This window comes from Methylobacterium sp. Leaf111, assembly GCF_001423285.1.
Classification (GTDB): domain Bacteria; phylum Pseudomonadota; class Alphaproteobacteria; order Rhizobiales; family Beijerinckiaceae; genus Methylobacterium.
In genome coordinates this window covers 802,894-828,306 of record NZ_LMNE01000001.1, presented here as the reverse complement: position 1 = coordinate 828,306, position 25,413 = coordinate 802,894, and the positions used below count along the sequence as shown (strand labels likewise).

Genomic DNA, 25,413 nt, shown 5'->3' with positions numbered 1-25,413 from the left:
GTGCGCCGACGAGTTTCGCTTTACATAGAACAAAACAAGAACAAAACTCGGGGCGTCAACGAAAGGCGAGGCCCATGTTCAAGCGGATGATCCTGACGGGTGCGGTCGAGTTCATGGCCTTCGGGCTCCTGGCGATGTCCATCGCCGCCTGGGCTGTCGCACTGGCGCCCTTGCGTTAGCGTTGCGGCGGGGTCACAGGGGTCGCGCGGTCCACAGGGAAACGCGTCCGGGCCCCGAATTCTCATGGATTGGAAACCACGACTCGGGCTGGTGGTCTCATGGCGCGCATCCTGAAAGACCCGGCTTACGTCCACCTCCACGTTCACTCGTCGTTCTCCCTGCTGGAAGGGGCCCTGAAGGTCGGGGACATCGTGAAGGCGGCGCTCGCCGACCGGCAGCCGGCCCTGGCGCTCACCGACACCAACAACCTGTTCGGGGCGCTGGAATTCTCCGAGAAGGCCGCCGGCGCCGGCCTCCAGCCGATCCCCGGCCTCCAGCTCACCGTCGCCTTCGAGGCGCCCGATCCGATGGCGCGCGTCGGGCAGGGCCAGGCCGGCTGCGCCAACATCGTCGTGCTGGCGAAGGACGAGACCGGCTACGGCAACCTGCTGCGTCTGGCGAGCCGCGCCTATTTCGACGGGGCGCTGGGCGACGCCCCCCGGGTCGGCGTCGAGGCCCTGGCCGAGTCGAGCGCCGGCCTGATCGCCCTGACGGGCGGTTCCACCGGGCCCCTCGACAGCGCCCTGCGGCAGGGCCGGGCCGAACTCGCCGCCGGCCGCCTGGCGCAGCTGCGCGCGGCCTTCGGCGAGGACGGCCTCTACGTCGAGATCCTGCGCCACGGGCTGCCCGACGAGCGCATGGTCGAGCGGGAATTGCTGCGGCTCGCCGACACGAACGGCCTCTCGGTGGTGGCCGCCAACGAGCCGTTCTTCGCCCGGGAGGGCGACTACGACGCCCACGACGCGCTGCTGGCCATCGCGGACGGCCGCCTCGTCTCGGACGACCGCCGCCGCAAGCTGACCCCGCGCCACGGCTTCAAGACCCGCGCCGAGATGGCCGCGCTCTTCGCCGACCTGCCGGACGCCCTGAACGCCACCGTCGAGATCGCCATGCGCTGCGCCTACCGCGTGCGCACCCGCAAGCCGATCCTGCCGAATTTCGGCGTGGTCGCCGCCCTCGACGCCGCCGCCCCCGAGGGCACCCCCGAAGTCGCGGCGGCGCCCCCCCTCGACGAGCCGGCGGAGCTGCGCCGGCAGGCGGAGGCCGGCCTCGAACGGCGCCTCGCCCAGCACGGCACCGCGCCCGGCATGTCCGAGCAGGTCTATCGCGACCGCCTCGCCTTCGAGCTCGACGTCATCGTCGGCATGAAGTTTCCCGGCTACTTCCTGATCGTGTCGGACTTCATCAAGTGGGCCAAGGACCACGACATCCCGGTGGGGCCGGGCCGCGGCTCCGGCGCCGGCTCCCTGGTGGCCTGGTCGCTCCTCATCACCGACCTCGATCCCCTGCGCTTCGGCCTGCTGTTCGAGCGCTTCCTCAACCCCGAGCGCGTCTCGATGCCGGATTTCGACATCGACTTCTGCGTCGAGGGCCGCGAGCGGGTGATCAGTTACGTGCAGCAGCGCTACGGCGAGCGGCAGGTGGCGCAGATCATCACCTTCGGCACCCTGCTGGCCCGCGGCGTGCTGCGCGACGTCGGCCGCGTGCTGGAGATGCCCTACGGGCAGGTCGACAAGCTGACCAAGCTCGTGCCGCAGAACCCGGCCAATCCCGTCACCCTGGTCCAGGCCATCGAGGGCGAGCCGAAGCTCCAGCAGGCGATCGAGGAGGAGCCGATCGTCGCCCGGCTCATGGAAATCTCGAAGAAGCTCGAGGGCCTGCACCGGCACGCCTCGACCCACGCCGCCGGCGTGGTCATCGGCGACCGTCCCCTCGAACAGCTGGTGCCGCTCTACCGCGACCCGAAGACCGGCATGCGGGTGACCCAGTTCAACATGAAGTGGGTCGAGGCCGCGGGCCTGGTGAAGTTCGACTTCCTCGGCCTGAAGACCCTGACGCTGCTGCGCTGCTGCACGGACTTCCTGGCCCGGCGCGGCATCATCGTGGATCTCGCCTCGCTGCCCCTCGACGACCCGGCGACCTACGCGCCGATGAAGCGCGGCGAGACGGTGGGCGTGTTCCAGGTGGAATCGGCCGGCATGCGCAAGGCCCTGGTCGAGATGCAGGCCGACCGCTTCGAGGACATCATCGCCCTGGTGGCGCTCTACCGCCCGGGCCCCATGGCCAACATCCCGGTCTATTGCGAGCGCAAGCTCGGCCGCGATGCCGGCAACGAGGCGAGCTGGTACCCGCACGAGAAGCTGGAGCCGATCCTCAAGGAGACCTTCGGCATCATCGTCTACCAGGAACAGGTGATGGAGGTGGCCAAGGTCCTGGCCGGCTACTCGCTCGGCGAGGCCGACATGCTCCGCCGCGCCATGGGCAAGAAGATCAAGGCCGAGATGGACGCCCAGCGCGACCGCTTCGTGAAGGGCTGCGTCGAGCGCGACCTCACCAAGGCCAAGGCCAACGAGATCTTCGACCTGCTCGCCAAGTTCGCCGATTACGGCTTCAACAAGTCGCACGCCGCCGCCTACGCCCTGCTGACCTACCAGACCGCCTACCTCAAGGCGAACCATCCGGTGGAGTTCCTGGCCGCCGCGATGCAGCTCGACATCGACGTCACCGACAAGCTGGCGGAGTTCCGCCAGGACGCCCAGCGCCTGAAGATCACCGTCGAGCCGCCCTCGATCAACACCTCGGGCGTCGGCTTCGAGGTGCGCGAGGGGCGCATCCACTACGCGCTCGCGGCGATCAAGGGCGTGGGCCGGGGGGCGGTCGAGGCCCTGATCGAGGCCCGGGGGGACCGGCCCTTCAAGGATCTCGCCTGCCTCGCCCGCCGCCTCAACCCGCGCATGCTCAACAAGCGCACCCTGGAGAACCTCGTGGCGGCCGGCGCCATGGACACCATCGAGCCGGATCGCGCCCGGGCCTGCGCCGCCATCGAACCGATGATGAAGCTGGCGCAAGGGGCGGCCGAGGCGGCCAGCACCGGCATCGAGGACATGTTCGGCGGCATCACCGCCGCCGACGTCACCCTGCGGGTGCCGCCCTACGACCCCTGGCCGATGGCCGACAAGCTGAAGAAGGAATACGAGGCGATCGGCTTCTTCCTCTCGGGCCATCCCCTCGACGAGTACGGCGACCTCCTCGGCAAGCTCCGGGTCCAGACCTGGGCCGAGTTCTGCCGCGCCGTCCGGGCCGGCACCACCAGCGTGGGCCGCGTGGCGGCCTCGGTGCTCGACCGCTCGGAGCGCCGGACCAAGACCGGCAACAAGCTCGGCATCGTCATCCTGTCCGACCAGACCGGGCATTTCGAGGCGATCATCTTCTCGGAGGGCCTCGGCCAGTACCGCGAGATCCTCGAGCCGGGCCGGCCACTGGTGCTCCAGCTCCAGGCCAACCTCGAGGGCGAGGACGTGCGCGCCCGCATCATGACCGCCGAGCCCCTCGACGTGGCGGTGGCCCGCCACCAGAAGGGCATGCGCGTCTACCTGCAGGACGAGCGCCCGATCCAATCCGTGCAGCAGCGCCTGCAGGTACGCGGGGAGGGCGAGGTCTCCCTGATCCTCCTCCTCGACGGCGCCCGCGAGGTCGAGGTCAAGCTGCCGGGCCGCTACCAGGCGACGCCCCAGATCGCCGGAGCGCTCCGGGCGGTGCCGGGCGTGGTGCAGGTCGAGGTGAACTGAGGCGTCGGCCCTCGGGCACGGGGCCTCGCATCGGCCGGGCCGGGAGCCCGACCGACGCTTCCGCTCATCCGGTCTTGGACGGTCTTCGGTGGATTCCTCCGGCGCCTCTCGCGCAGGTCCCCCTCCTGGAGGGAGGGGAACGGGGTAAGGCGCGTGACCATGTCGGAGGGGCGAACCCCTCACCCCAACCCTCTCCCGGATGAAGGCGGGGGCCTGTTTCGACCCACCCCACCTGAGGGATCGCGCGGACGCCCTCTCGCATCGGACCCGATCGATCCCTTCGGCATGCCGGGCTCCGATCAGGGGGTGCGCGGGCCTGTCCTGCGCGCCTCCGACTTAGCCCGATCGAGGCCCCGGTTTGAGTAAGCGGAGCCGTCTCACGCCGCGCGGATGGCGGCGAGGAAGCCCTCGACCTCCTGGCGCACGGTGACCGACTGGACCGAGAGTTCGCCCGCCGCCATCAGCACCTGCTGGGCCGCGGAGCCGGTGTCGCCGGAGGAGGCGAGGACCTGGGCGACGTTCGTCGAGACGTCCTGGGTTCCGCGGGCCGCTTCGGCCGCGTTGCGGGAGATCTCGCCGGTGGCCGCCGTCTGCTCCACCACCGTCGCGGCGATGCTCTCGGTGATCGCGTTCACCGATACGATGGTCTGGCCGATCTGGCGGATGGCCGCGACGGCCTGGGCGGTGGCCTGCTGGATCGCAGAGATCTGCCCGCCGATCTGGTCGGTGGCCCGGGCGGTCTGGCCGGCGAGCTCCTTGACCTCCGCGGCGACCACCGCGAAGCCGCGTCCCGCCTCGCCGGCCCGCGCCGCCTCGATGGTGGCGTTGAGCGCCAGCAGGTTGGTCTGGCTGGCGATGCCGGAGATCATCGTCACGGCTTCTCCGATCCGGTCGGCGGCCTGGATCAGGCTGCCCATGCTGGCGTCCGTCGCTTCCGCCTCGCGGGCCGCGGCACCGGCGGCGGCGTTCGATTGCTGAACCTGGCGTTCGATCTCCTGCAGGGAGGCGACCATCTCCTCGGCGGCCGCGGCCACGGTCTGTACGTTCGTTGCGGTTTCCCGCGCGGCCGCGCTCGAGGCGAGCGCCTGCCCGCTGGTGCTCTCCGCCACCTGGGTCATCGACCGGGCCGTGGCGTCGAGTTCGGTCGCCGCGGAGGTGACGATGCCGATGTTGCCCGAGATGGTCTGCTCGAAGCTCTGGACGAGCTCGTCGACCCGGTCCGCCCGACGCTGGCGCGCCGACAGCGCGGCGACCTGCTGCGCCTCCAGTTCGATGCGCGCGATGGCGTTCTGGCGAAACACGTCGACGGCCTTGGCCATCGCGCCCATCTCGTCCCCCGCCGTCTGCGAGGGCACCGTGACGGCCGTCTCGCCGGCGGCCAGGCGACTCATCGCGTCCGTCATGCCGGAGATCGGCCGGATGATGCTGCGGGCGATCAGGACGGCGAGGGCGCCGCCGAGCGCCAGCGCCAGGCCGACGAAGGCCATCTGCAGGACGCGGGCCCGGCTCACGCTCGCGTCGGTGTCGGCGATGATCTCGCTCACGGCCGACTCGATCTTCGCCCGGACTCCCAGGCCCGCCTGCATCAGGGCCGCCGCATGCGGTTTGAGCGTGTCGTCATGGGCCGCCCGCGTCGCCTCGATGGCGGCTGCCGCCGCGTTGAAGGCGTCGATGTAGGCGGCGACCGTGTCCTGCAACCGCTTGATCGGACGCGTGAACGCGCCGCCCGTGTCGAGCTCCTTCAGCGTCCTGATGGCGGTGTCGGCCTTGAGGCTGTTCGTGGCGAAGGTCGCGGGACCCTGGGGATCGCGGGTGGCCAGGAAACGCCAGTTCGCGACCCGCATCAGCAGCACCGTGCTGTCGACCGTCGCGACCTGAGCGATCTGCGCCGCGGACCCGTTCTGACGGATGTCGGAGATCAGGAAGCCGGCCACGCGCGTCAGCTCGTCGCCGGTCCGGAACAGCTTGGTCTTGCTGTCCGTCAGCGCCAGACCGGCTTGTCCGAGGCGCTGGATATCGTCCTTCAGGGCGGCAGACTGGTCCCGCATGCTGGCGTAGATCGCGCGCCGCTCCTCCGACACCGCGATGTCGACCTGGCGCTGGAGCACCGTGGTGATGGCCTGGCGTGTCTGCTCGACCTGCTCGATCTGATCGGGCGTCTGGCTCGACTGCAGATCCAGAGCCTGCCCGGACAGCCGCTCCGCGAGGCCGTTCATCGCGAAGACGTTGCGTGCCCCCTCCTCGAGGCGAGCGACCCGTGCGTATTCGGCCACGATGGAGCCGAGTTGATACTGCGCGGTCAGGCCAATTCCGCCGGTGATCAGGATCAGGCTGCCGAATCCGGCGTAGAGGCGAGCGCGGATACCGTATGTCATCGAGAGGCCTGATCCGTTGCGTGGTTTGTGCATTTCTCCTAGGTGTTGACCAATAAAAATGTCTTAAATTACATTATCTATCTAAATCGTCAGATCTATCTGAACTAATATTGTCCAGCTATACAATCGAGGTGAGCACTTTTGGACCAGCAACGTCACGCGGATCACCGATCGCGGGCGTGTCCGGTCGATCGGGGTCGAACGAACGGACCGCCCGACGTCCCACCCGCGCGCCACGCCCCGTCGTTCCGGCGGAACCCGCGCGTCGAGGGTCCGAAAGGGCGCGTCAGGCGCCGGCCGCCGACGGGCCGGCGGTGCCGGCCCGGACTCGCGCCCGCAGGCGCTCCGCCACCATCGCCTGCAGGGTGAGGAGGTGCGGGCAGCGGATGCCCGCCTCGAGGCAGGCGGCCACCGTGCGAAACAGGTACTCGGCGCTCGGCCCGAGATGGCCGGCCCCGGCGGCGATCCGGTCCGCGACCACGTCGTCCGGGATCGGGCCGGTGTAGCGGTCACTCTCGGGATTCACCAGGAAGGTCAGCGCCTGGATCGTGCCGGCGGCCGTCTCCACCGGGACCCAGCGCCCGAGATAGCCGTTGCCGCGCATCTCGCGGCGCCAGACCGGCAGCAGGGTCTCGGCCGCCTCCGCACCGGTCAGCCGGAAGGCGACCCCCTCGCAGGAGCCGCCCGCATCGAGGGCCAGGACGAGGCCGGGATTGTCCACGCTGCCGCGGAACCGGCGCTGGAGGAGGCAGAAGCGCCGGTGATAGCCGTGCACGGTGCCGACCCGGCGCTCGGAATAGGCGAATTCCGGCTGCCAGATCAGCGAGCCGTAGCCGAACACCCACAAGCCCTCCGCGGGCATCGGCCGGGCGGCGAGGGCGGCGGCGAGGCCCGGGGCCAGTTCGGCATCGCTCAGCAGCGCGAGGGCCGTCGCGTCGTCCGCCACCGGCGTCGGATGGGCACGGGCGATGAGGGCGAGGGTCAGGGCGAGGGGCTGGTCGGGCATGGGGCCAGCGAACCACCGGGCAGGCCGGGGCGCAAGACCGGCTGCGCCGAAGCGCAAGACCGGCTGCGCCGAAGCGCAAGACCGGCTGCGCCGAAGCGCAAGACCGGCTGCGCCGAAGCGCAAGACCGGCCGCACCGGGGGGCGTGCCTCAGCCCCGGCCGGCCGCCAAAGCCTCCAGTTCCGGCAACGGCTCGGTCCGGTGCCCCTCGCAGATCTCCGGATCCTCGTCGACGCGGGTGAGGACGCCGCCGGCCTCCTGCACGACGATCTTCGGCCGCTCGGCGCGGCCGAAGGTGCGTCCCGTCATCCGGCTCGAGAGGCAGTAGAGCGTGCGGCCGGCGTCTTGGAACGGCTGCGAGACCCGGCTGTGCGCGAACCGCACCGGGATCAGCGAGACCGCGCCGAACGCGGCCTGCCCGAGGGCGAAGGCGGCGAGCCGTTCCCGCAGGGGCGCGGTCGCGGCGGGCGTCGGGATGGATGCCCGCGGCCCGCAGGCCGCGAGGGGCAGCAGGGCGGCGAGGACAAGGGCGGGGCGGCGGCGGGCCGCGCGCGCGGGCAGGGACATCGGGGCAGGCTCGACTCAGTGTGATGGCGAGCCTATCGAATTTCCCGCCTTGGGGGAAACCGCGTTCACTTGCAACCGGAATGGACGCAGCGCGCTTGCATCGCCTCGACGGCGCCGTAAGACACGGGCATGCAATGGACCGACGAGGCCCTGGTGCTCGGCCTGCGCCGCCAGGGCGAGACCAGCGTCATCCTCGAACTCATGACCCGGACCCACGGCCGCCACCTCGGGCTCGTGCATGGCGGGCGCTCGCGACGGATGCAGCCGGTGCTGCAGGCCGGCAACCGGGTGCAGGCCACCTGGCGGGCGCGCCTCGACGAGAGCCTGGGCGCCTTCGCGGTGGAGCCCGTCGAATCCGTCGCCGCCCGGCTGATGGGGTCGGGGCTCGCCCTCTACGGCATGAGCCATCTCGCGGGCCTGCTCCGCCTGCTGCCCGAGCGCGACCCCCATCCCGAACTGTTCGAGGCGGCCGGCCTCCTGGTGGCGCACCTGCACGACCCGGACATCGCCCCGCCGCTGATGGTCCGCTTCGAACTCGCCATCCTGGCCGAGCTCGGCTTCGGGCTCGACCTGGCGGCCTGCGCCTCCACGGGGGGCAACGACGCGCTGATCTACGTCTCGCCCCGCAGCGGGCGGGCGGTGAGCGCCTCGGCCGGCGAGCCCTATCGCGACCGGCTCCTGGCGCTGCCGGACTTCCTGCGGGCCCGGGCGCCGGGTGCGTCCCTGCCGATGACGCCGGACGCCCGGGACGTTACCGCGGGGTTTACCTTGACGGGGTATTTCCTCGACCAGCACATCTGGGGACCGCGCGCGATCCCCGTACCCGAGGAGCGCGCGCGCTTCGTTGCATTGGGCACGGGAAGCGCCTAGATTCCGTTCGTGTTTTGTTCTGAATTGGGTCGTCTGAGGCCCGGGAGTTCGTGATGGGCCAGCCCTTCGAGCCGCCATCGAGTCCCGATGGCATCGAGAGCGTCGAGCTGAAGACCGCGCTCGAGGATCGCTACCTCGCCTACGCGCTGTCGACGATCATGCACCGGGCGCTGCCCGATGCCCGCGACGGGCTCAAACCCGTCCACCGCCGCATCCTGTTCGCCATGCGGCTCCTGAAGCTCGATCCGACCTCGGCCTTCAAGAAATGCGCCCGCATCGTGGGCGACGTCATCGGCAAGTACCATCCGCACGGCGACACGGCGGCCTACGACGCCCTGGTGCGCATGGCGCAGGACTTCGCGCAACGCTATCCGCTGGTCGACGGGCAGGGCAATTTCGGCAACATCGACGGCGATAACGCCGCTGCCCAGCGCTACACCGAGGCCCGGATGACGGAGGTGGCGCGCCTCCTCCTCGAAGGTCTCGACGACGATTCGGTGGATTTCCGCCCGAACTACGACGGGCAGGAGGAGGAGCCGGTGGTGCTCCCCGCCGCCTTCCCGAACCTGCTGGCCAACGGCTCCCAGGGCATCGCGGTGGGCATGGCGACCTCGATCCCGCCCCACAACGCGGCCGAGCTCTGCGACGCGGCGCTCTACCTGATCGGCCATCCCGAGGCGACCTCCGCCCAGCTCCTCACCTTCGTGAAGGGGCCGGACTTCCCCACCGGCGGTATCCTGATCGACAGCGCCGAATCGATCACCGAGGCCTACCGCACCGGGCGCGGCGGCTTCCGCGTGCGGGCGCGCTGGGCCAAGGAGGACCTGGGGCGGGGCACCTGGACTATCGTGGTCACGGAGATCCCCTACGGCGTGCAGAAGGCCCGCCTGATCGAGAAGCTCGCCGAGCTCCTGCAGGAGCGCAAGCTGCCCCTGCTCGCCGACGTGCGCGACGAATCGGCCGAGGACGTCCGCATCGTGCTGGAGCCGCGCGCCCGCAACGTCGATCCCGTCATCCTGATGGAATCGCTGTTCCGGCTCACCGAGCTCGAATCCCGCATCTCGCTCAACATGAACGTGCTGGTGGGCGGGCTGGTGCCCCGCGTCATCGGCCTCGCCGAGGCCCTGCGCGAGTGGCTCGACCACCGCCGCGTCGTGCTCCAGCGCCGGTCGCGCCACCGCCTCGGCCAGATCGACCGCCGCCTGGAGATCCTGGGCGGCCTGCTCATCGTCTATCTCGACCTCGACGAGGTGATCCGCATCATCCGCGAGGAGGACGAGCCGAAGCCTGCCCTGATGAAGCGCTTCGAACTCACCGAGGTGCAGGCCAACGCCATCCTCGACACGCGCCTGCGCTCGCTGCGCAAGCTCGAGGAGATGGAGATGAAGCGCGAGCTCGACGCCCTGACCCTGGAGAAGGAGGGGATCGAGGGGCTGCTCGGCTCCGACAAGCTGCAATGGGCCGACATCACCAAGCAGATCCGCGCGGTGAAGAAGACCTTCGGTCCCGAGACCAAGATCGGCGCCCGGCGCACCACCCTGGAGAACCCGCCCGACACCGCCGGTATCGATTTCGCCGCCGCCCTGGTGGAACGCGAGCCGATCACCGTCATCGTCTCCAACAAGGGCTGGATCCGGGCTCTCAAGGGCCACGTCGCCGACCTCTCGGGCGTCGCCTTCAAGGGCGACGACGGCCTCAAGCTCGCCTTTCCCAGCGAGACCACGGCCAAGATCCTGGTGCTGGCCTCGAACGGCAAGGTCTTCACCCTGGAGGCGGCCAAGCTGCCGGGCGGGCGCGGCTTCGGCGACCCGATCCGCCTGATGGTGGATTTCGACGACGGCACCGAGATCGTGGCGGCCATCCCCTACCAGCCGGGCGCCAAGGTCCTGGTCGCGGCCACCGATGGGCGCGGCTTCCTGGCGCCGGCCGATGCGCTCGTGGCCAACACCCGCAAGGGCAAGGGCATCATGGGCCTCGACGCGCCGGCGACGGCCGCCGTGCTGGTGCCGGCCACCGGCGACCACGTGGCGGTGTGCAGTGCCGACCGGCTGATGCTGGTCTTCCCCTTGAGCGAATTGCCCGAGATGGTGCGCGGCAAGGGCGTGCGCCTGCAGCGCTGCCGCCAGACCACGCTCACCGACGCCCACGTCTTCCCCCTGGCCGAAGGGCTGCCCTGGCGCGAGGCGGGCGGCGAGGCGCGCCTCGCCAATGCGGGGATTCTGGAGAAATGGCTCGGCCACCGCTCGGATGCCGGCGCCCTGATGACCCGGAGCTTCCCGAAGTTCGAGCGGTTCGGGAAGTAGAAGGCGCGGTCGGCCCCTGGCGCCTGGACGCGAATTTAAGGGCGTCTGGCCGAGCGTTTCCTCGACGAGGCGCGGGTTCCGCTGGAGGAGCGCCAGGAGCATGCGGGCCGGTCCTTCGGGCTGGCGACGGCGCTGTTCCCAGTTCCGCAGGGTGCCGACGGCGACACCGATCCGACGGGCGAAGGCATCCTGTGAGAGATCCGTCGCCTTTCGGATCGCGGCGACGTCGATGTCCTGCGGGACGTGGATGCCGAACCCGGCTCCGATGTCCCCGCGCGCATGGGCGGCCGCCTGTTTCAGGCTCAGCGCCAACTCGGCGAACATCGCGTCGTCCCTCGCTCATCGCCCCCAGAGAACGAGATCACGCGGGCGCCGCCGCGCTTGCCGCGCCCGGTCAAGGGAACGCGAACCTTCCGAAGGCCGCTAGGTCCCGGAATCACCTCGCGCGCCTGCGGATGGGCCGCGAGGAAATCCACCACCGCACTTCGCGCGACGTCGGTCATGGCGCGTTCGGCAGAGCGCAGATAGACCTCGTCTCGATGACCGTAGGGAGCACGCTGGCCATGCCCAAGACCGCGCCGTTGGCGCATGTCCGTCAATGGCAGGAGACAGGTCGAGGAGCTCGGTGGAGATCCGTCAAGGACCGGCAGACAGTCGTCAACCGGGCCAAACACAGACGGCAAGGCCCGGGAAACCGAGTCTTGCCGCACAGGAATCCCTACAAGTCGAGAAGCCGGGTCGCGCCGCTTGAGTCAGCGGCGGCGGAACTGACCCCGCATGGGCGGGCGCGGACCGGAGGAGCGCTCGTCCTTGTGCCGGAACACGAGGCGGCCCTTCTCCAGGTCGTAGGGCGACATCTCGACGGTGACGCGGTCGCCGGCCAGAGTCTTGATGCGGTTCTTCTTCATCTTGCCGGCCGTGTAGGCCACGATCTCGTGCCCTTGGTCGAGCTGCACGCGGTAGCGCGCGTCCGGCAGGATCTCGATCACGAGACCGTCGAACTGCATCAACTCTTCTTTCGCCATCCACACTCTCCAGCCGGACGGCCTGAAAAGGGGCGACCCGGGACACAAAACGAAGCCGTTCGGCAAAACGCGGCGGGCGGCGGGTCCGATCCCATCGGATGCGCAACACCGGCGAGCGTTGCCCCGACATAATGTCCAGATCGGCCGGAAGCAAGCTTTTCCCGATGCAGGCCGGTGATGAACCCGGCACAAGTCGCGCGCGGATCCGGCGTGGATTCGGAAAGATCAAGATTTGGCCCGCGATTTCGCTCCGTCGCGCTTCCGGCCGGCCGGACGCGCGACGGCGGCGGCGGGCAGACTCGACTCACGGGGTGACGTCGTTGCCCGCAAAGTCGATCCGCCCATCCGGCATCCGCTTCCAGGCCTGCAGGACCGTGGCCGGGCGGCGGGGATCGGGCTTCAGGTCGCCCCGGGCATCGTAGGCGAGGTCGCCGAGAACCGTCCGCAGGGCCCGGCCCTCATGCAGGTAGGCCGCCACCGCCCGGCCCTCCGCCGATCCGGCGCCGAGGACGCCCTGGCGCAGGACCTCGACGGCCGCATAGGCCTGGGCGGCCACCGCGTTCGCGTCCGGGCTGCGGGGACCCTTCGTCGCCTTCGCATCGGGTGTCTTCGGCTCGGGCAGCCGCGGCGGGTCGGCGGTGAGGGTCATCACCGTGCCCTCGGCCGCCGGGCCGGCCGCCTGGGGAAAGGCCGGATCGAGGAGGCCGTCGCTGCCCACCAGGGGCGCGGTCACGCCGGCGTCGCGCAGGCCGCGCAGGAGCACGGCCGCCTCCGGCGCGAGGCCCCCGAAATACACCACCTCGACCCGCGCCCGCTTCAGGCGCGCCACCAGTCCGGAGACGTCGCGCTCGCCGCGGGTCAGGGTCTCGAAGGCCGCCTCCGGCTGGTCCGCGGCCTTGAGCACGCGGCTCACGCCCTCCGCGAGGCCGCGCCCGAACGGGCTCTTGTCGTGCACGAGGCCGATGCGCTGGCCGCCGTGACGGCCGACGAGGTAGGCGCCGGCGAGCCGCCCCTGCTCGGCCTCGTTCGGCACGGTGCGGAACACGTTCCAGAGGCCCTTGGCCGTCAGCGCGGCAGAGCCGGTGCCCGGCGTCACGGCGACGATGCCGGCCTCCTCGTAGACCGGCATCGCCAGCCCCGCGACGCCGGCATTGAAGGGGCCGACCACCAGGCCGACCCGCTCGGCGGCGAACCGCCGGGCGACGGCGAGACCCTGCTTGCCCTCGCCGCCATCGTCGGCGACCACCAGGACCAGGCGCTGCCCGTCGACGCCGCCGGCCCGGTTGAGATCGGCCACCGCCTGCTCGGCGCCGAGGCGCAGGCCCTGTCCGAAGGCGGCATCCGGGCCGGTCAGCGGTGCCGACAGCCCGATGCGGACCTGGGCCTCCGCGGAGCCGGAGGCCGAACCCATCAGCAGGCCGGCGAAGGCGAAGGCGGTGGCGCGGAGGCTGGGCATCGGGGCAGGGCTCCATCGGGGCGGGTGACGCGGCCCCACGATAGGGGCGCCCGGTCGGTGCGGGAAGACACGCCCCGGTGGCCGCGCCGCCCGGTGCGCATTGCCACGGCGGCGCGGGACCTTACCTCGGTCTACCGGGTTTTCATTCCAGTTCCACGCAGCGGGCCGGATCCCGCGCCGGAGTTCGCCAGGACCATGCTTTCCACCGACAACGACATTCTCGGCGCGGCCGAAGCCTGGCGTCGCGAGGGGCGCGCGGTGGCGCTCGCCACCGTCATCGAGACCTGGGGCTCGGCGCCGCGGCCGGTGGGAAGTCACCTCGTGGTCGACGGCGAGGGCAACTTCCTCGGCTCGGTCTCGGGCGGCTGCGTCGAGGGCGCGGTGATCACCGAGGGCCTGGAGGCGATTGCCGACGGGCAGGCGCGCATCATCGAATTCGGCGTGGCCGACGAGACCGCCTGGCGGGTCGGACTGTCCTGCGGCGGGCGCATCCGCGTCTTCGTCGAGCCCGTGGCCTGAGGCGCCGGCATGCAGCTCGAGACTCTCGCCATCCTCAACGCCGAGCGCGCTGCGCGCCGCGCCGCCATCCTCGTGACCGACCTCGACGGCGGGGCCCAGCGGGTGGTGCGCGAGGCCGAGATCGCCGGCGATCCCCTGGGCGACCTCCTCGCCCGCCACCTCGCCTCCGGCAAGAGCGGCCTCGCCGAGGCGGGCGGCCGCTCGGTCTTCCTCACCGTGCAGGCGCCCCCGGTGCGCCTGGTGGTGATCGGCGCCGTGCACATCAGCCAGGCCCTGTGCCCGATGGCGCGCGCCCTCGATCTCGCCGTCACCGTCATCGATCCGCGCACCGCCTTCGCGACGCCGGAACGCTTCCCCGGCATCGACCTCGTGGCCGAATGGCCGGACGACGCCCTGGCCGGTCCGGTCCCGCCCCTGGACCGCTACTGCGCCGTGGCGGCCCTGACCCACGATCCGAAGATCGACGACCCGGCCTTGGCCGCAGCCCTCCGGGCGGGGTGCTTCTATGTGGGAGCCCTCGGCTCGCGCAAAACCCACGCGGCCCGCGTCGGCCGGCTGACCCAGGCGGGGTTCGCGGAGGCCGAGATTGGCCGGATCGCGGCGCCGATCGGCCTTTCCATCCAGGCCGTCAGCCCGGCCGAGATCGCGGTCTCGATCCTGGCGCAGATCATCGCCGCGCAGCGCACCCCCCGCACCGGAGCCGCCGCGTGAAGTTCGGGGCCGTCCCGACGCGCGAGGCTGCCGGGCTGATCGCCGCCCATACGGTGCGCTCCCACGACGTGACCCTGCGCAAGGGCCGGGTCATCCCGGCCGAGGACGCCGCGCGCCTCGCGGCCGCCGGGCTGTCCGAACTCGTGGCCGTCACCCTCGAGCCGGGCGACGTGGCCGAGGATCCGGCGGCCGAACGCCTCGCCGCGCATCTCGCCGGTCCGCACCTGCGCCACGAATTGCCCTTCACCGGCCGCTGCAACCTCCATGCGGCGACCGCCGGGCTCCTGCACATCGACCGGGCCGCCGTCGACGCCGTCAACGGTGTGGACGAGGCGATCACGGTGGCGACGCTCGCGCCCTACAAGCCCGTGGTGGCCGGCGAGATGGTCGCCACGGTCAAGATCATCCCCTATGCGGTTCCGGGCGCGGCCCTCGACCGGGCCTGCCGTGCCGCGCCCGCGGGGGCGCTCGCGGTGGCGCCCTACCGGTTGACCCGGGTCGCCGTCGTCTCGACCCTGCTGCCCGGCCTGAAGCCCGCAACCATCGACAAGACCCTCGCCAACCTGCGCCACCGCCTCGCCCCGACGGGCGCCGCCCTCGTCACCGACGCCCGGGTGCCCCATCGCCGCGAGGCCGTGGCCGAGGCGATCCGGGCCGCGGTCACGGAGGATCGCGCCGAGCTGGTGGTGGTATTCGGCGCCTCGGCCATCGCCGACCGGCGCGACGTGATCCCCGCCGGGATCGAGGCGGCGGGCGGCCACGTCGCGCATCTCGGCATGCCGGTGGACCCGGGCAACCTCCTCCTGGTCGGACGGGTCGCCGCGGTGCCGGTCATCGGCGCGCCGGGCTGCGCGCGCTCGCCCAAGGAGAACGGCTTCGACTGGGTGCTGCACCGGCTGCTCGCCGGCCTCGAAGTGACCCGGGCCGACATCGTCGCCCTCGGTGTCGGCGGGCTCCTCATGGAGATCGGGTCGCGGCCCCAGCCCCGCTCCGGCGGCGACCCGGCCGAAGACGATGCCTGAGAACGATGCCTGAGCTCGGTCTCATCCTCCTGGCGGCCGGGCGCGGGACGCGCTTCGGCGCGGAGCCGAAGCTGCTGCAGCCGCTGGCCGGGCGGCCGCTCGTCCGCCACGCCGCGGAGGCCGCGATCGCCTCCGGGCTCGGCCCGGTGGTTGCGGTGCTCGGCGCCCATGCCGGCCGGGTCGGCGCCGCCCTCGACGGGCTCGACCTCGCCCGGGTCGTGAACCCGGCCTATGCGGACGGTCTCGCCACCTCGCTCCAGGCCGGACTCGCGGCCCTGCCGGCGGCGGGGAGCGCGATCGTGCTCCTCGGGGACATGCCGCGCGTGACCGCCCGCCACCTCCAGGATTTGGCCGACGCCTTCCGCCGGGCGGAGCCGGCCCCCGCGGCGGTGGTGCCGATCCATGCGGGCGTGCGCGGCAACCCGGTCCTCCTGAACCTGCGCCTCCTGGCTCCCGCCCTCGCCGGTCTCTCGGGCGACCAGGGCGCCGGACGGCTGCTCGCCGGACGCGCCGACGTGCTCGAATGCGCGATGGATGCGGGTGTGCGCCTGGACGTCGACACGCCGGACGGTCTCGCGGCCCTCCGCTGAGGGGGCTCCTACAAACCCGTTTGATCCCTTCGGGATGGCGGATTTGGGCCTCGCTCAAGCGCTGCGCAGGCTGGCCGAGACGGGCACCGCTCCGGTCGGGCGGAGCCCGTATCAGTCCTGAGCCGCCCGTGCCGGCGCGCGCTTGGCCTCGGCCCGGCAGCGGTCCGAGCAGTAGCGGACCTCGTCCCAGACCCGCTCCCACTTCTTGCGCCACGCGAAGGGCTTGCCGCACTGGACGCAGATCTTGGTGGGAAGATCGGCCTTCTTGCGCATCCGCGCCATGGGGTCTGCTCGATCGCTTTCGTGGAGGGGTCGCTCCGATATAGGGCAGCCTACCGCCCCAGCTGTCCGGCCTCGCTGACCGGGACCGGGCTCCAGCGGGTGAGCTGGATGTAGCCGTCGCGGGCGGCGATGACGACGTGGCGGCGGTAGCGCTGCACCACCGTCCCCGGCGCATGCCGATGCGCCTCGCGCCAGCCCTCGGCCGCCGCCACGTAGACCCGGGACTCGCCGACCCGGGCGATCGTCTCGATCGTGCCGAAGGCGCGGACCCGGCGCAGGATCGCCTCGACCTCGGAGCGGAAGTCGAGGGTGCGATCCGCATCCGTGACCCGCGGCCAGTATGAGCCGGTGCCCTGGGGAGCGGGCGTCCGCCACAGGGCGGGCAGGTCCCGGGCGATCGGGCCGGCGGCGATGCGCCGCGCCGCCATCTGGCACTTGGCGAGCAGGGTCTCGTGCGATTCCAGGGCGGCCAGCGGAAAGCGCTCCTGGGCCAGGATGTCGCCGGTGTCGAAGCCGTCCTCGGCCAGCACGTGGGCGGTGACGCCCCAGTCCGGCTGCCCGTCGGAGATCGCCTTGAAGAGCGGGTAGGGTCCGCGGCCCAGGGGAAGCGGGGAGGGGTGGAAGTTGAGCGCGTAGGCGCACCGCCCGCGCCAGCCCCGGATCAGCCAGGGATAGCCCGCCACCACCAGGGCCCAGTCCCGGCCCTGCGCCTCCGCGAGCCCGGCGAGGTCCTCCGGCCGCATCCGCGAGATCTGGATCGGCACGCGGTGGCGGCGGGCCTGGGCCACCACCGCCTCGTTGTGGTCGTAGATCCCGTCGCAGGGCCGGGTGAACAGCTTGATCGGCGTCCAGCCCGCCCCGATCAGGGCCTCGAACACGCCGCCGAGGAAATCGATTCCAGCAAAGGCGAACTTCATGCGGCTCCCGACGGTCCTGCGACGTCACGGATCGGTCGATCCCGCGCGGGGACGGCTCCCCGTCCCCGGCATCCGCCATACCTACCGCATCGGGAGCGAATTGGGAGCGGGCATGAATATGGGAGCGCGCATGAGGCGGGAGATCGTCATCGGCGACGCGGGCGGACGAGCGCCCGGCCGGCGTCCGCCGCGGGACGCCCTGCGGGCTCTTCGGCAGGCCGAGGGCTGATCGCCATCCGCACGCTCCGCTTCCTCCTCGGCGACCAGCTCACCCGCCGCATCGCCACCCTCACCGATCTCGATCCGGACCACGACGTCGTCCTGATGGTCGAGGTGCGGGCCGAGGCCACCTACGTGCGCCACCACAAGCAGAAGATCGCCTTCCTGTTCTCGGCGATGCGCCACTTCGCGACGGAGCTGGAGGCGGAGGGCATCACCGTCGACTATGTCCGCCTCGATGCCCCGGGCAACACCGGCAGCTTCACCGGCGAGCTGGAACGCGCCGTCGCGCGCCACGCGGTCGACCGCGTCGTCGTCACCGAACCCGGGGAGTGGCGGGTCTGGACGATGATGGAGGGCTGGCGCGCCGATCTCGGCCCGCTCGTGGAGATTCGCGACGACAACCGCTTCCTCTGCCCCCGCGCCGACTTCGCCGCCTGGGCCGGCGACCGCCGGAGCCTGCGCATGGAGACGTTCTACCGCGGCATGCGCCGCCGCACCGGCCTGCTGATGGAGGGGACCGAGCCGACCGGCGGCCGCTGGAACTTCGACCCCGAGAACCGCAAGGGGCTGCCGAAGGGCCACGGCGTGCCCGAGCGCGTCGGCTTCCCGCCCGATGCCGTGACCCGGGAGGTCATCGCCCTGGTCGAGCGCGACTTCGCGGATCACTTCGGCGAGACCGACGCCTTCGCCTGGCCGGTCACCCGGGCCGAGGCCATCACCGCCTTCAAGCACTTCCTTGCCGTCGGCCTTCCGGCCTTCGGCGACTATCAGGACGCGATGCGCGCGGACGCGCCGTTCCTGTACCACGCGCTGATCGCGCCGGCGCTGAATGCCGGGCTGCTGACGCCGGAGGAGGTCTGCCGGGCGGCGGAGCGCGCCTATCGCGCCGGGGAGGCCCCGCTTCACTGCGTCGAGGGGTTCATCCGCCAGATCCTCGGCTGGCGCGAATACGTGCGCGGCCTGTACTGGGCCCGGATGCCGGACTACGCGGCGTCGAACGCCCTCGAGGCCACCCGCGATCTGCCGTGGTTCTACTGGTCCGGCGAGACGGCGATGAACTGCCTGGCGCAGTGCATCGGCGCCACCCGCACCCACGCCTACGCCCATCACATCCAGCGCCTGATGGTGACGGGCAACTTCGCCCTGCTCGCCGGCCTGGCCCCCGAGCAGGTGGAGGAATGGTACCTCGTCGTCTACGCCGATGCCTACGAATGGGTCGAGCTGCCCAACGTCCACGGCATGGTGCTCTGGGCCGATGGCGGCGTGATGGGCTCGAAGCCCTGCGCGGCCTCGGGCGCCTACATCAACCGCATGTCAGATTACTGCCGGGGCTGCGCCTACGACGTGGCCAAGAAGACCGGTCCATCGGCCTGCCCGTTCAACTATCTCTACTGGAACTTCCTCATCCGGCACGCGGAGCGCCTGGCGGACAATCCGCGCCTCGCCATGCCCTACCGCACCCTGGCGCGGATGGACCCGACGAAGCGCGCCGCGATCCTCGACGACGCGGCGCGCTTCCTCGACGGGCTCGACGCGGCGCCGCCGGCCGCCCCGGCCGACCAGGGCACCCTCGCCCTGACGCCGCCCCGGTCGAAGCCGGCCCGCCATCCGGCCCGGGACACGGTTACCAGGGCGTCCAGACGGAAAGGCTGAGATAGGGGCCGGGGTCCTGATCGCCGGCGAGTTGCAGCCCGGCCGAGAGGCGCAGGCTGAAGCGGCCGAGGGCGAAATCCGTCGCGTGCAGGCCGACGTTCCACTTCCGGTAGCCGGTCCCGTCCCCGGAGAAGGCGATCTCGGGTCCGAGATAGGCGCCCCAGTGCCGATAGCCCCAGGCGAGGCGACCCCAGGCGCTCATGCGGGTGGTGCCGGTGACCAGCGTGGCGGCCAACAGGGTCGCGTCGGTGGGGTGGGCCCACACCTCGCCGTGGAGGCGCAGGCCGAAGCGGGGCGGCAGGGCCTGCACGCAGCCGCAGCCCGACACCACCTCCATCGATCCCTCCGGCCCCGCATAGGCCGCCACGACGCCCCAGTCGCGAAACCACTGGTAGCCGAGCACGACGGCGCCGATCGCGGTGTCGCGCGTGGCGGCGCCCTCGCGGCGGCGCTGGCCACCGAGGCTCCCCAGGGCCACGAATCCCTCCCGGTCGACCCGGTCCAGCGCCAGCTTCGCCCCGGTGGTCACGAAGACGGAGGGGCTCGCCTCCAGGCTTCCGAACAGGACGAGCGAGGCCGGCGAGGAGGACAGGGCCGGCGTGCCGAGGAGACCGGCGGCGCAGGCGGCCGGCACGACGAACCGCCTGGGCTTTCGCTTCGCCTCGGACAGGGCTGTGGTCGTCGCGCGCACGGGCGTCCCAGGTTCGACCCCGAGGACACCCTGGCGGTCATGGCGCCGGGCCCCGGTATCAATCTAGAATCGACATATCACAGAAATTATTAGCTTCTGATTGTATTCTCGACCCATTGCACAGAACACATCCTGGTCAAGATACCTCATCGAAACTATAGAGATCTTTCGCAACCTGAGATTGATTATCTGGGCGCGAGTCGATTTCCAGGAACGGGTGGATCCGTTCGAGGACCGCATTTCGGGGCCTTTCCGGCGCGCGGATGCGCCGCTTGGCCTCGGCGCCCATCTCGGCTACAGCCCGGCTCAGGACCGTCGCCAATGGCCGAGCTTTCTTGTCACCAGCTGCCAGAACTTCCGAGGTTCTCACCGTGCTCGCCGAGCAGGAAGGGGAACGGCTGACCGTCGGCGAGATCGTCGCCGTCCTGAAGGATCGCGCCTTCGCGCTCCTCATCGTCATCCTCGGATTGCCCAATTGCCTGCCGATGCCGCCGCCGATCCCCCTGGTCTGCGGTCTTCTGCTGCTGTTGGTGGCGATTCAGATCACGGCCGGCATGGCCTCGCCCTGGCTGCCCCGCGCGCTGCTGCGCCGGTCCGTCGCCCGCAGCGACGTCGAGCGGGCCGCCAGCCGGGCCGTGCCGCTGCTGCGCCGCCTCGAGCACTGGTCGCGCCCGCGCATGAGCCTGTTCGAGACCGCCCTCGGCATGCGCGGCGTCGGCCTCATCCTGCTGACCCTGTCGCTGGCCCTGATCGTAGCCGCGCCGATCGTGGGGCAGATCCCCCTCGGCCTCGCCATCTGCCTCGTCGGCCTCGGCCTCGTCGAGCGCGACGGCGTCGTGGTTCTGGGGGGCCTCGCCATCGGCGCCGTGGGCGTCCTCCTCAATGCCGGCTTCGTCTATGCGATCATCTCCGGCCTCATGAGCCTGTTCGCTCTCTGACGGACGGACCGCGCCGAGGATCGCCGCGCTCCGAGGGTCGCTGCGCCCGTCAGGCTTCGAGATGGCGCGCCCGCACCAGCCGGCGGACCAGGCCGCCCCGGCGCCCGATCAGCATCGAGACCAGGTAGAAGCCGCCCGCCGCGAGTACGATCGCGGGCCCGGTCGGGAGATCGGCCTGGTAGGACACGCTGAGCCCGACCACGCTCGACAGCATCGCGATCAGGACCGAGACCGGGATCATGCCCGACAGGTCCGCCGCCCAGAACCGCGCCGCAATGGCCGGCAGCAGCATCAGCCCCACCGCCAGCAGTGTGCCGAGGGCCTGGAAGCCTCCGACGAGGTTCATCACCACGAGGCCGAGAAAGGCGTAGTGCACCGGGCCGCCGGCCCGGCTGACCGTGCGCAGGAACAGCGGATCGACGCATTCCATCACCAGGGGTCGATAGATCGCCGCCAGCCCGAACAGCGTCACGGTGGCGATGCCGCCGAGGAGCCAGAGGGCCGGGTCGTCGAGGGCGAGGACGCTGCCGAACAGGATGTGCAGCAGGTCGATCTGCGAGCCGCGCAGGGAGACCAGCAGGACGCCGCCGGCCAGCGAGATCAGGTAGAAGGCCGCGAGGCTCGCATCCTCTTTGATCACGGTGGATCGGGTCACGAAGCCGGCCAGCAGCGCCACCGCGAGGCCGGCGGCCAAGCCGCCCAGGGTCATGGCCGGCAGGGACAGCCCCGCCACCAGGAAGCCCGCCGCCGCCCCGGGCAGGATCGCGTGGCTCATGGCGTCGCTCATCAGGCTCATGCGCCGCAGCATCAGGAACACGCCGACGGGCGGGGCCGAGAGCGACAGGGCGAGACAGCCGACCAGGGCCCGGCGCATGAAGCCGAATTCGACGAAGGGACCGAAGAGGAGGTCGATCACGCGGCGTGCCCCCGGTCGCGTACCGCCCCATGGTCGTGGGCATGCGGATGCGCATGGCGCCCATCGGGGCCGTGGTCATGGTCGGGACTGTGGTCGTGGTCGTGGGGCGGGCCCGGCTCCTCGTGCCGGCCGCAAACCGCGGCATCCTCGTCCCAGGCCTCCGACAGGCTCTGGGCGCGGGCGAGGTTCTGGGGCGTCAGCACCCGCTCGGTCGGTCCCCAGGCCACGCGCTCCCGCGCGAGCAGGAGCGTGTGCGGGAAGTGGCTCCGCACCTGTCCGAGATCGTGGAGGGCGGCCACGATGGTGCGGCCCTGCCCGTGCCAGGCGCGGACCAGGGCCAGCAGGTCGGCCGTGGTGCGTCCGTCGACCCCCGTGAACGGCTCGTCGAGGAGGAGGACGCGGGCCTCCTGCACGATCAGGCGCGCGAACAGCGCCCGCTGGAACTGGCCGCCCGACAGGGTGCCGATCAGGCGCGCCTCGAATCCGGCGAGGCCGACGGCGGCGAGGGCGTCCAGCAGCGTCGCCCGATGCCGGCGCGCGCTCCGCCAGGGGCCGAGGCGCCGCCACAGGCCCATGGCCACGAGATCGAGGACGCTGAGGGGGAAGCTGCGGTCGATCTCCGCCGCCTGCGGCAGGTAGGCGATGGCCTCCTCGAGGCCCGGACGGGCGATCCGGCCGTCGAGACACGGAATCTCACCGACGATGCCCTTCAGGAGGGTCGACTTGCCGGCTCCGTTCGGCCCGACCAGGGCGAGGAGGGCCCCGGGCGGAATGACCCCGTCGAGGTGGTGGACCGCCGGGTGGCGGTCGTAGCCCAGGGTCAGCCCGTGGAGCGTGATGGCGCCGGGCAGATCACAGCTCATGGTCACGACTCATCGGGAGGCCCACAGGATGGCGGCCCAGAGCAGGAGGGTCAGGACCAGCGCCACCGCGAAGCGCAAGGACGCGCCGGCCTGGAACAGCGAGCGGCGGAGGGCGGCAGGGGGGCGCGGGGCTTGGATCACGGCGGGGCTTGGGTCACGGCGGGGCTCGGGTCACCGATGGATCATTTGCCCGAACGGGAGCGCCGGCTTATGTTGGCGGTGATACACTGTAACACTCGGGCAGTTCAACGGGCCGGGTTCACGGGGCAGATCATGCACGACCATGCGGCGACGCATGACCACGGTTGCGGCGGGGCGGAAGAAGCGATCGCCCGGGCGGAGCGCCTGTGTCGCGAGCGCGACCTGCAATTCACCCGCCTGCGTCGCGACGTGCTGGCGGCCGTGGCGGGGCAGACGCGGCCGATGGGCGCCTACGACATCGCCGAGACCCTAAGCGAGCCGGGGCGACGCGTGGCGGCGGTCTCGGTCTACCGCGCCCTGGATTTCCTCACCGAGCACGGACTCGTGCACCGGATCGCCAGCCGCAACGCCTTCGTGTCCTGCGGCCACGCCCACACCGAGGGCGCCGGCCTCGTCTTCCTGATCTGCCGGAACTGCGGCACCATCGACGAGACCACCTCGCCGGAAGTGGAGGATCAGCTCGGCCGGACCCTGGCCAAGGCCGGCTTCAAGCCGACGAGCCGCATCCTCGAGGTCGAGGGCGAGTGCGGTGCCTGCCTCGGCCGGACCACCGCGGAGTGAGCGGGCACGCCCGCGGCCTCGCGCCGGGCCGATCGTCGGCTCAGCACGCGTTCTCGTAGGCGCGGGGCGAGAACACGGTCATGAACAGGATCCGCAGGTCGAACCAGATCGACCAGTTGTCGATGTAGTGCAGGTCGTGCTGAACCCGCCGCTGCATGTCGAGGTCGGTGAGGGTTTCGCCCCGGAGGCCGTTCACCTGCGCCCAGCCGGTGATGCCCGGCATCACGTTGTGGCGTCGCGCGTAGAGGGCGATGCGGTTCTCGAAGCTGCGGTCATGCGCCAGGGCGTGGGGGCGCGGCCCCACGAGGGACATCTCGCCAAGCACCACGTTGATGAGCTGAGGCAGCTCGTCGATGTTCGAGCGCCGCAGGACGCGGCCGATCGGCGTGATGCGACTGTCGTTGCGGGTCGCCTGCTTGAAGACCTCCTCCGGAGCGGCCTTCATGCTGCGGAACTTGAAGACGCCGAAGGGCTGCTGGTTGAAGCCGTACCGCCTCTGCCGGAAGAACACCGGACCCGGGCTGTCGAGCTTGATCAGCGCCGCCACCACGAGGAAGAGCGGGCTCAGCAGCACCAGGGCGATCAGGGCCAGGGTCAGGTCCAGGCTGCGCTTCAGGAACAACTCGCCGGCCTGGAGCGGGCGACGCCCGATATTGATGCCCGAGAGGCGGCCGACCCGGGCAAGGGCGAGGTCCGGAAAGCGATCCATCACCGAGCCGGGGCGCAGGTGGAGGGCCGCCGGCACCCGCAGGAAGGCGTCGATGCAGCGCTCGATGTCCGAGGCGTCCGACCAGGGCAGGAGGATGAACACATCGTCCGGGCGCAGGAAGCGCACCACGGAGACCGCGAGATCGAGATCCTCCGATCTCTGGGCGTGCCGGGCCGCCGCGTCGCCGGTCGGGTCGACCTGGCGCAGATAACTCGTGCCGATCACGCGCAGGCCGAGGGCCTCGGGGTCGTTGTGGGCATAGAACCGCGCGATATCCTCCTCGTAGCCGACCAGATGGACCCGGTTGGTGTTGCCCGATGTCGATGTCGCCGCGCTGCGGACGAGGCGCAGCATCGTCGCGCGGGCGAACAGCATCGCCGGGAGGCCGCCGGCGAACATCCCCAGGGACACCAGGCGCGAATACTCATGGGTGGTCTTCGTGGCGAAGCCGATCAGGAGCACGACGGCCCAGGCCCCGATCCAGACCGTCGTCGCCCGCCGCAGGTGCGGCCGGCGGGCGAGCAACGTCTCGATATGGTAGTCCTCGCGGACGAGGTTCGTCAGCAGCACGAACAGGGCGACCAGGGCGGCGAGCTCGAAGCTGCCGCTGTGTCCCGCCACCGGCCCGGTGACGTCGAAGGCCGTCCGATAGGCGGCGTCGATCCCCGCGGCGACGCTGACGATGACGAGGATATCGGCAATGGCGGTCGCAGCCGAGAGCCCGATCCGAAACGCGGTGCGGCTACGTCGGGGGAGAAGCGCCGCCCAGACATCATGACGCGCCCGCGACACCGGAAGCTTCTCGAGAGCGGCTGGGATTCGGTCATGAAACATCTGGAGCGCTCTGTCCCGTCCTGATGCGAAGACTGTCCGAAACTGAACCGAAATTGCGGATCAGTTAGGGATGCCGAGACGATCGGTGCAAGACATGGGCCCGGAGTCCGTTGCTCTCGTCCGACGGCGCGGCGCGGGGTCTCGACCGCGACGGGGTCGCGCGTTCGACAGGTTGCTTCGCGAAGGACCTCTTCCGGTGGACCCTTGAGGCGCCGTCCCGCGATCCTGCGGATCCGTCCGGTCGCGCATACCGCCCCACAACGTCGGTCCCGCGCAGAGGGTTGCGCACGAATATCATTCGACCCGGAGCGCCCGGGCGCTGGGGATCGATCCCGGCCTCCGCCCGACGCCCCTGGTTCAGGCGCGGCCGGCGCGGCGGGCCGGCCGCGCCTCGCC

The 25,413-nt window shown here is 71.2% G+C and carries 22 protein-coding genes; 10 read left to right on the top strand and 12 right to left on the bottom strand.

What is annotated here, in order from left to right; all coding sequences use genetic code 11:
• The first annotated feature begins 278 nt into the window (after positions 1 to 278).
• A complete protein-coding gene (gene dnaE, locus ASF41_RS03650) occupies positions 279 to 3,788 on the top strand; it encodes a DNA polymerase III subunit alpha (protein WP_056490897.1) in 3,510 nt (1,169 codons plus the stop codon).
• Positions 3,789 to 4,165: 377 nt separating this feature from the next.
• Here dnaE and ASF41_RS03645 read toward each other — a convergent pair whose 3' ends face one another.
• From ASF41_RS03645 to ASF41_RS03635, 3 genes are all read right to left on the bottom strand, one after another.
• Positions 4,166 to 6,163, bottom strand: a complete 1,998-nt coding sequence (locus tag ASF41_RS03645) for a methyl-accepting chemotaxis protein (RefSeq protein WP_056490893.1) — start codon at positions 6,161 to 6,163, stop codon at positions 4,166 to 4,168.
• A 286-nt stretch (positions 6,164 to 6,449) separates the two neighbouring features.
• Positions 6,450 to 7,169 (bottom strand): gamma-glutamylcyclotransferase, encoded by a 720-nt coding sequence (locus ASF41_RS03640; RefSeq protein WP_056490890.1) that lies wholly within the window; start codon positions 7,167 to 7,169, stop codon positions 6,450 to 6,452.
• A 148-nt stretch (positions 7,170 to 7,317) separates the two neighbouring features.
• Positions 7,318 to 7,734, bottom strand: coding sequence for a hypothetical protein (locus ASF41_RS03635; protein WP_056352479.1), 417 nt, complete (start codon positions 7,732 to 7,734; stop codon positions 7,318 to 7,320).
• 129 nt (positions 7,735 to 7,863) lie between these two features.
• Between ASF41_RS03635 and recO the strand changes: the two genes are divergently transcribed.
• Together recO and parC are read left to right on the top strand one after the other, a co-directional pair.
• Entirely contained in the window at positions 7,864 to 8,604 is a 741-nt protein-coding gene (recO, locus tag ASF41_RS03630; protein ID WP_056490888.1) for a DNA repair protein RecO, read from the top strand.
• Positions 8,605 to 8,657: 53 nt separating this feature from the next.
• Complete coding sequence (gene parC / locus ASF41_RS03625) at positions 8,658 to 10,907, top strand: DNA topoisomerase IV subunit A (protein WP_056214674.1); 2,250 nt, start codon at positions 8,658 to 8,660, stop codon at positions 10,905 to 10,907.
• A 752-nt stretch (positions 10,908 to 11,659) separates the two neighbouring features.
• On the opposite strand, the gene infA is transcribed toward parC, so the two are convergent.
• Positions 11,660 to 11,932: a translation initiation factor IF-1 gene (infA, locus tag ASF41_RS03620; protein WP_056178999.1), complete on the bottom strand. Its 273-nt coding sequence runs from the start codon at positions 11,930 to 11,932 to the stop codon at positions 11,660 to 11,662.
• Positions 11,933 to 12,236: 304 nt separating this feature from the next.
• Positions 12,237 to 13,388: a branched-chain amino acid ABC transporter substrate-binding protein gene (locus ASF41_RS03615; protein ID WP_056490884.1), complete on the bottom strand. Its 1,152-nt coding sequence runs from the start codon at positions 13,386 to 13,388 to the stop codon at positions 12,237 to 12,239.
• Positions 13,389 to 13,583: 195 nt separating this feature from the next.
• Here ASF41_RS03615 and ASF41_RS03610 point away from each other — a divergent pair, with 195 nt between their 5' ends.
• Genes ASF41_RS03610 through ASF41_RS24585 form a run of 4 tightly spaced genes read left to right on the top strand, consistent with a single transcriptional unit; the run spans position 13,584 to position 16,230 of the window.
• Positions 13,584 to 13,907, top strand: a complete 324-nt coding sequence (locus tag ASF41_RS03610) for an XdhC family protein (RefSeq protein WP_056490881.1) — start codon at positions 13,584 to 13,586, stop codon at positions 13,905 to 13,907.
• Between the two features lie 9 nt (positions 13,908 to 13,916).
• The gene (locus ASF41_RS03605; protein WP_056214685.1) at positions 13,917 to 14,618 is read left to right on the top strand and encodes an XdhC family protein; all 702 of its coding nucleotides are present in this window, start codon (positions 13,917 to 13,919) and stop codon (positions 14,616 to 14,618) included.
• Complete coding sequence (locus ASF41_RS24590; RefSeq protein ID WP_056490878.1) at positions 14,615 to 15,640, top strand: molybdopterin-binding protein; 1,026 nt, start codon at positions 14,615 to 14,617, stop codon at positions 15,638 to 15,640. The genes ASF41_RS03605 and ASF41_RS24590 overlap by 4 nt, the downstream gene beginning before the upstream one ends.
• Positions 15,641 to 15,645: 5 nt before the next feature.
• A complete protein-coding gene (locus tag ASF41_RS24585) occupies positions 15,646 to 16,230 on the top strand; it encodes an NTP transferase domain-containing protein (protein ID WP_056490875.1) in 585 nt (194 codons plus the stop codon).
• 111 nt (positions 16,231 to 16,341) lie between these two features.
• Here the strand turns inward: ASF41_RS24585 and ASF41_RS23480 are convergent, their stop codons facing one another.
• The gene (locus ASF41_RS23480) at positions 16,342 to 16,512 is read right to left on the bottom strand and encodes a DUF2256 domain-containing protein (RefSeq protein ID WP_181017229.1); all 171 of its coding nucleotides are present in this window, start codon (positions 16,510 to 16,512) and stop codon (positions 16,342 to 16,344) included.
• Between the two features lie 50 nt (positions 16,513 to 16,562).
• Positions 16,563 to 17,429, bottom strand: coding sequence for a formyltransferase family protein (locus tag ASF41_RS03590; RefSeq protein ID WP_056491253.1), 867 nt, complete (start codon positions 17,427 to 17,429; stop codon positions 16,563 to 16,565).
• 234 nt (positions 17,430 to 17,663) lie between these two features.
• Here ASF41_RS03590 and ASF41_RS03585 point away from each other — a divergent pair, with 234 nt between their 5' ends.
• Positions 17,664 to 19,304 carry a cryptochrome/photolyase family protein gene (locus ASF41_RS03585; RefSeq protein WP_082504020.1) on the top strand — a complete coding sequence of 547 codons (1,641 nt, stop codon included), beginning with the start codon at positions 17,664 to 17,666 and terminating at the stop codon, positions 19,302 to 19,304.
• Here ASF41_RS03585 and bcsS read toward each other — a convergent pair.
• The gene (bcsS, locus tag ASF41_RS03580) at positions 19,276 to 19,995 is read right to left on the bottom strand and encodes a cellulose biosynthesis protein BcsS (RefSeq protein ID WP_244479538.1); all 720 of its coding nucleotides are present in this window, start codon (positions 19,993 to 19,995) and stop codon (positions 19,276 to 19,278) included. The two genes, ASF41_RS03585 and bcsS, sit on opposite strands and share 29 nt — an antisense overlap.
• 335 nt (positions 19,996 to 20,330) lie before the next feature.
• On the opposite strand from bcsS, the gene ASF41_RS03575 reads away from it, so the two are divergent.
• On the top strand, positions 20,331 to 20,933 hold the full coding sequence (locus ASF41_RS03575; protein ID WP_274534725.1) for an exopolysaccharide biosynthesis protein: 603 nt from the start codon (positions 20,331 to 20,333) through the stop codon (positions 20,931 to 20,933).
• A gap of 49 nt (positions 20,934 to 20,982) precedes the next feature.
• On the opposite strand, the gene ASF41_RS03570 is transcribed toward ASF41_RS03575, so the two are convergent.
• The 3 genes from ASF41_RS03570 to ASF41_RS26395 are packed head-to-tail and all read right to left on the bottom strand — an operon-like array spanning position 20,983 to position 22,853.
• Positions 20,983 to 21,807: a metal ABC transporter permease gene (locus ASF41_RS03570; protein ID WP_156389722.1), complete on the bottom strand. Its 825-nt coding sequence runs from the start codon at positions 21,805 to 21,807 to the stop codon at positions 20,983 to 20,985.
• Positions 21,808 to 21,845: 38 nt separating this feature from the next.
• Positions 21,846 to 22,712 carry a metal ABC transporter ATP-binding protein gene (locus tag ASF41_RS03565; protein ID WP_056490872.1) on the bottom strand — a complete coding sequence of 289 codons (867 nt, stop codon included), beginning with the start codon at positions 22,710 to 22,712 and terminating at the stop codon, positions 21,846 to 21,848.
• A 9-nt stretch (positions 22,713 to 22,721) separates the two neighbouring features.
• Positions 22,722 to 22,853: a hypothetical protein gene (locus ASF41_RS26395; protein WP_274534726.1), complete on the bottom strand. Its 132-nt coding sequence runs from the start codon at positions 22,851 to 22,853 to the stop codon at positions 22,722 to 22,724.
• Positions 22,854 to 22,985: 132 nt separating this feature from the next.
• Here ASF41_RS26395 and ASF41_RS03560 point away from each other — a divergent pair, with 132 nt between their 5' ends.
• Positions 22,986 to 23,474, top strand: a complete 489-nt coding sequence (locus ASF41_RS03560; protein ID WP_056214709.1) for a Fur family transcriptional regulator — start codon at positions 22,986 to 22,988, stop codon at positions 23,472 to 23,474.
• A gap of 40 nt (positions 23,475 to 23,514) precedes the next feature.
• On the opposite strand, the gene ASF41_RS03555 is transcribed toward ASF41_RS03560, so the two are convergent.
• Positions 23,515 to 25,017 carry an exopolysaccharide biosynthesis polyprenyl glycosylphosphotransferase gene (locus tag ASF41_RS03555; protein WP_056490868.1) on the bottom strand — a complete coding sequence of 501 codons (1,503 nt, stop codon included), beginning with the start codon at positions 25,015 to 25,017 and terminating at the stop codon, positions 23,515 to 23,517.
• Positions 25,018 to 25,413: the final 396 nt, after the last annotated feature.

Excerpts from the sequence above, each read along its gene's own strand:
- dnaE (WP_056490897.1), top strand. The coding sequence starts at position 279 with ATGGCGCGCATCCTGAAAGACCCGGCTTACGTCCACCTCCACGTTCAC.
- ASF41_RS03645 (WP_056490893.1), bottom strand. The coding sequence starts at position 6,163 with ATGACATACGGTATCCGCGCTCGCCTCTACGCCGGATTCGGCAGCCTG.
- ASF41_RS03640 (WP_056490890.1), bottom strand. The coding sequence starts at position 7,169 with ATGCCCGACCAGCCCCTCGCCCTGACCCTCGCCCTCATCGCCCGTGCC.
- ASF41_RS03635 (WP_056352479.1), bottom strand. The coding sequence starts at position 7,734 with ATGTCCCTGCCCGCGCGCGCGGCCCGCCGCCGCCCCGCCCTTGTCCTC.
- recO (WP_056490888.1), top strand. The coding sequence starts at position 7,864 with ATGCAATGGACCGACGAGGCCCTGGTGCTCGGCCTGCGCCGCCAGGGC.
- parC (WP_056214674.1), top strand. The coding sequence starts at position 8,658 with ATGGGCCAGCCCTTCGAGCCGCCATCGAGTCCCGATGGCATCGAGAGC.
- infA (WP_056178999.1), bottom strand. The coding sequence starts at position 11,932 with ATGGCGAAAGAAGAGTTGATGCAGTTCGACGGTCTCGTGATCGAGATC.
- ASF41_RS03615 (WP_056490884.1), bottom strand. The coding sequence starts at position 13,388 with ATGCCCAGCCTCCGCGCCACCGCCTTCGCCTTCGCCGGCCTGCTGATG.
- ASF41_RS03610 (WP_056490881.1), top strand. The coding sequence starts at position 13,584 with ATGCTTTCCACCGACAACGACATTCTCGGCGCGGCCGAAGCCTGGCGT.
- ASF41_RS03605 (WP_056214685.1), top strand. The coding sequence starts at position 13,917 with ATGCAGCTCGAGACTCTCGCCATCCTCAACGCCGAGCGCGCTGCGCGC.
- ASF41_RS24585 (WP_056490875.1), top strand. The coding sequence starts at position 15,646 with ATGCCTGAGCTCGGTCTCATCCTCCTGGCGGCCGGGCGCGGGACGCGC.
- ASF41_RS23480 (WP_181017229.1), bottom strand. The coding sequence starts at position 16,512 with ATGGCGCGGATGCGCAAGAAGGCCGATCTTCCCACCAAGATCTGCGTC.
- ASF41_RS03590 (WP_056491253.1), bottom strand. The coding sequence starts at position 17,429 with ATGAAGTTCGCCTTTGCTGGAATCGATTTCCTCGGCGGCGTGTTCGAG.
- ASF41_RS03570 (WP_156389722.1), bottom strand. The coding sequence starts at position 21,807 with ATGCGCCGGGCCCTGGTCGGCTGTCTCGCCCTGTCGCTCTCGGCCCCG.
- ASF41_RS03565 (WP_056490872.1), bottom strand. The coding sequence starts at position 22,712 with ATGAGCTGTGATCTGCCCGGCGCCATCACGCTCCACGGGCTGACCCTG.
- ASF41_RS03560 (WP_056214709.1), top strand. The coding sequence starts at position 22,986 with ATGCACGACCATGCGGCGACGCATGACCACGGTTGCGGCGGGGCGGAA.
- ASF41_RS03555 (WP_056490868.1), bottom strand. The coding sequence starts at position 25,017 with ATGTTTCATGACCGAATCCCAGCCGCTCTCGAGAAGCTTCCGGTGTCG.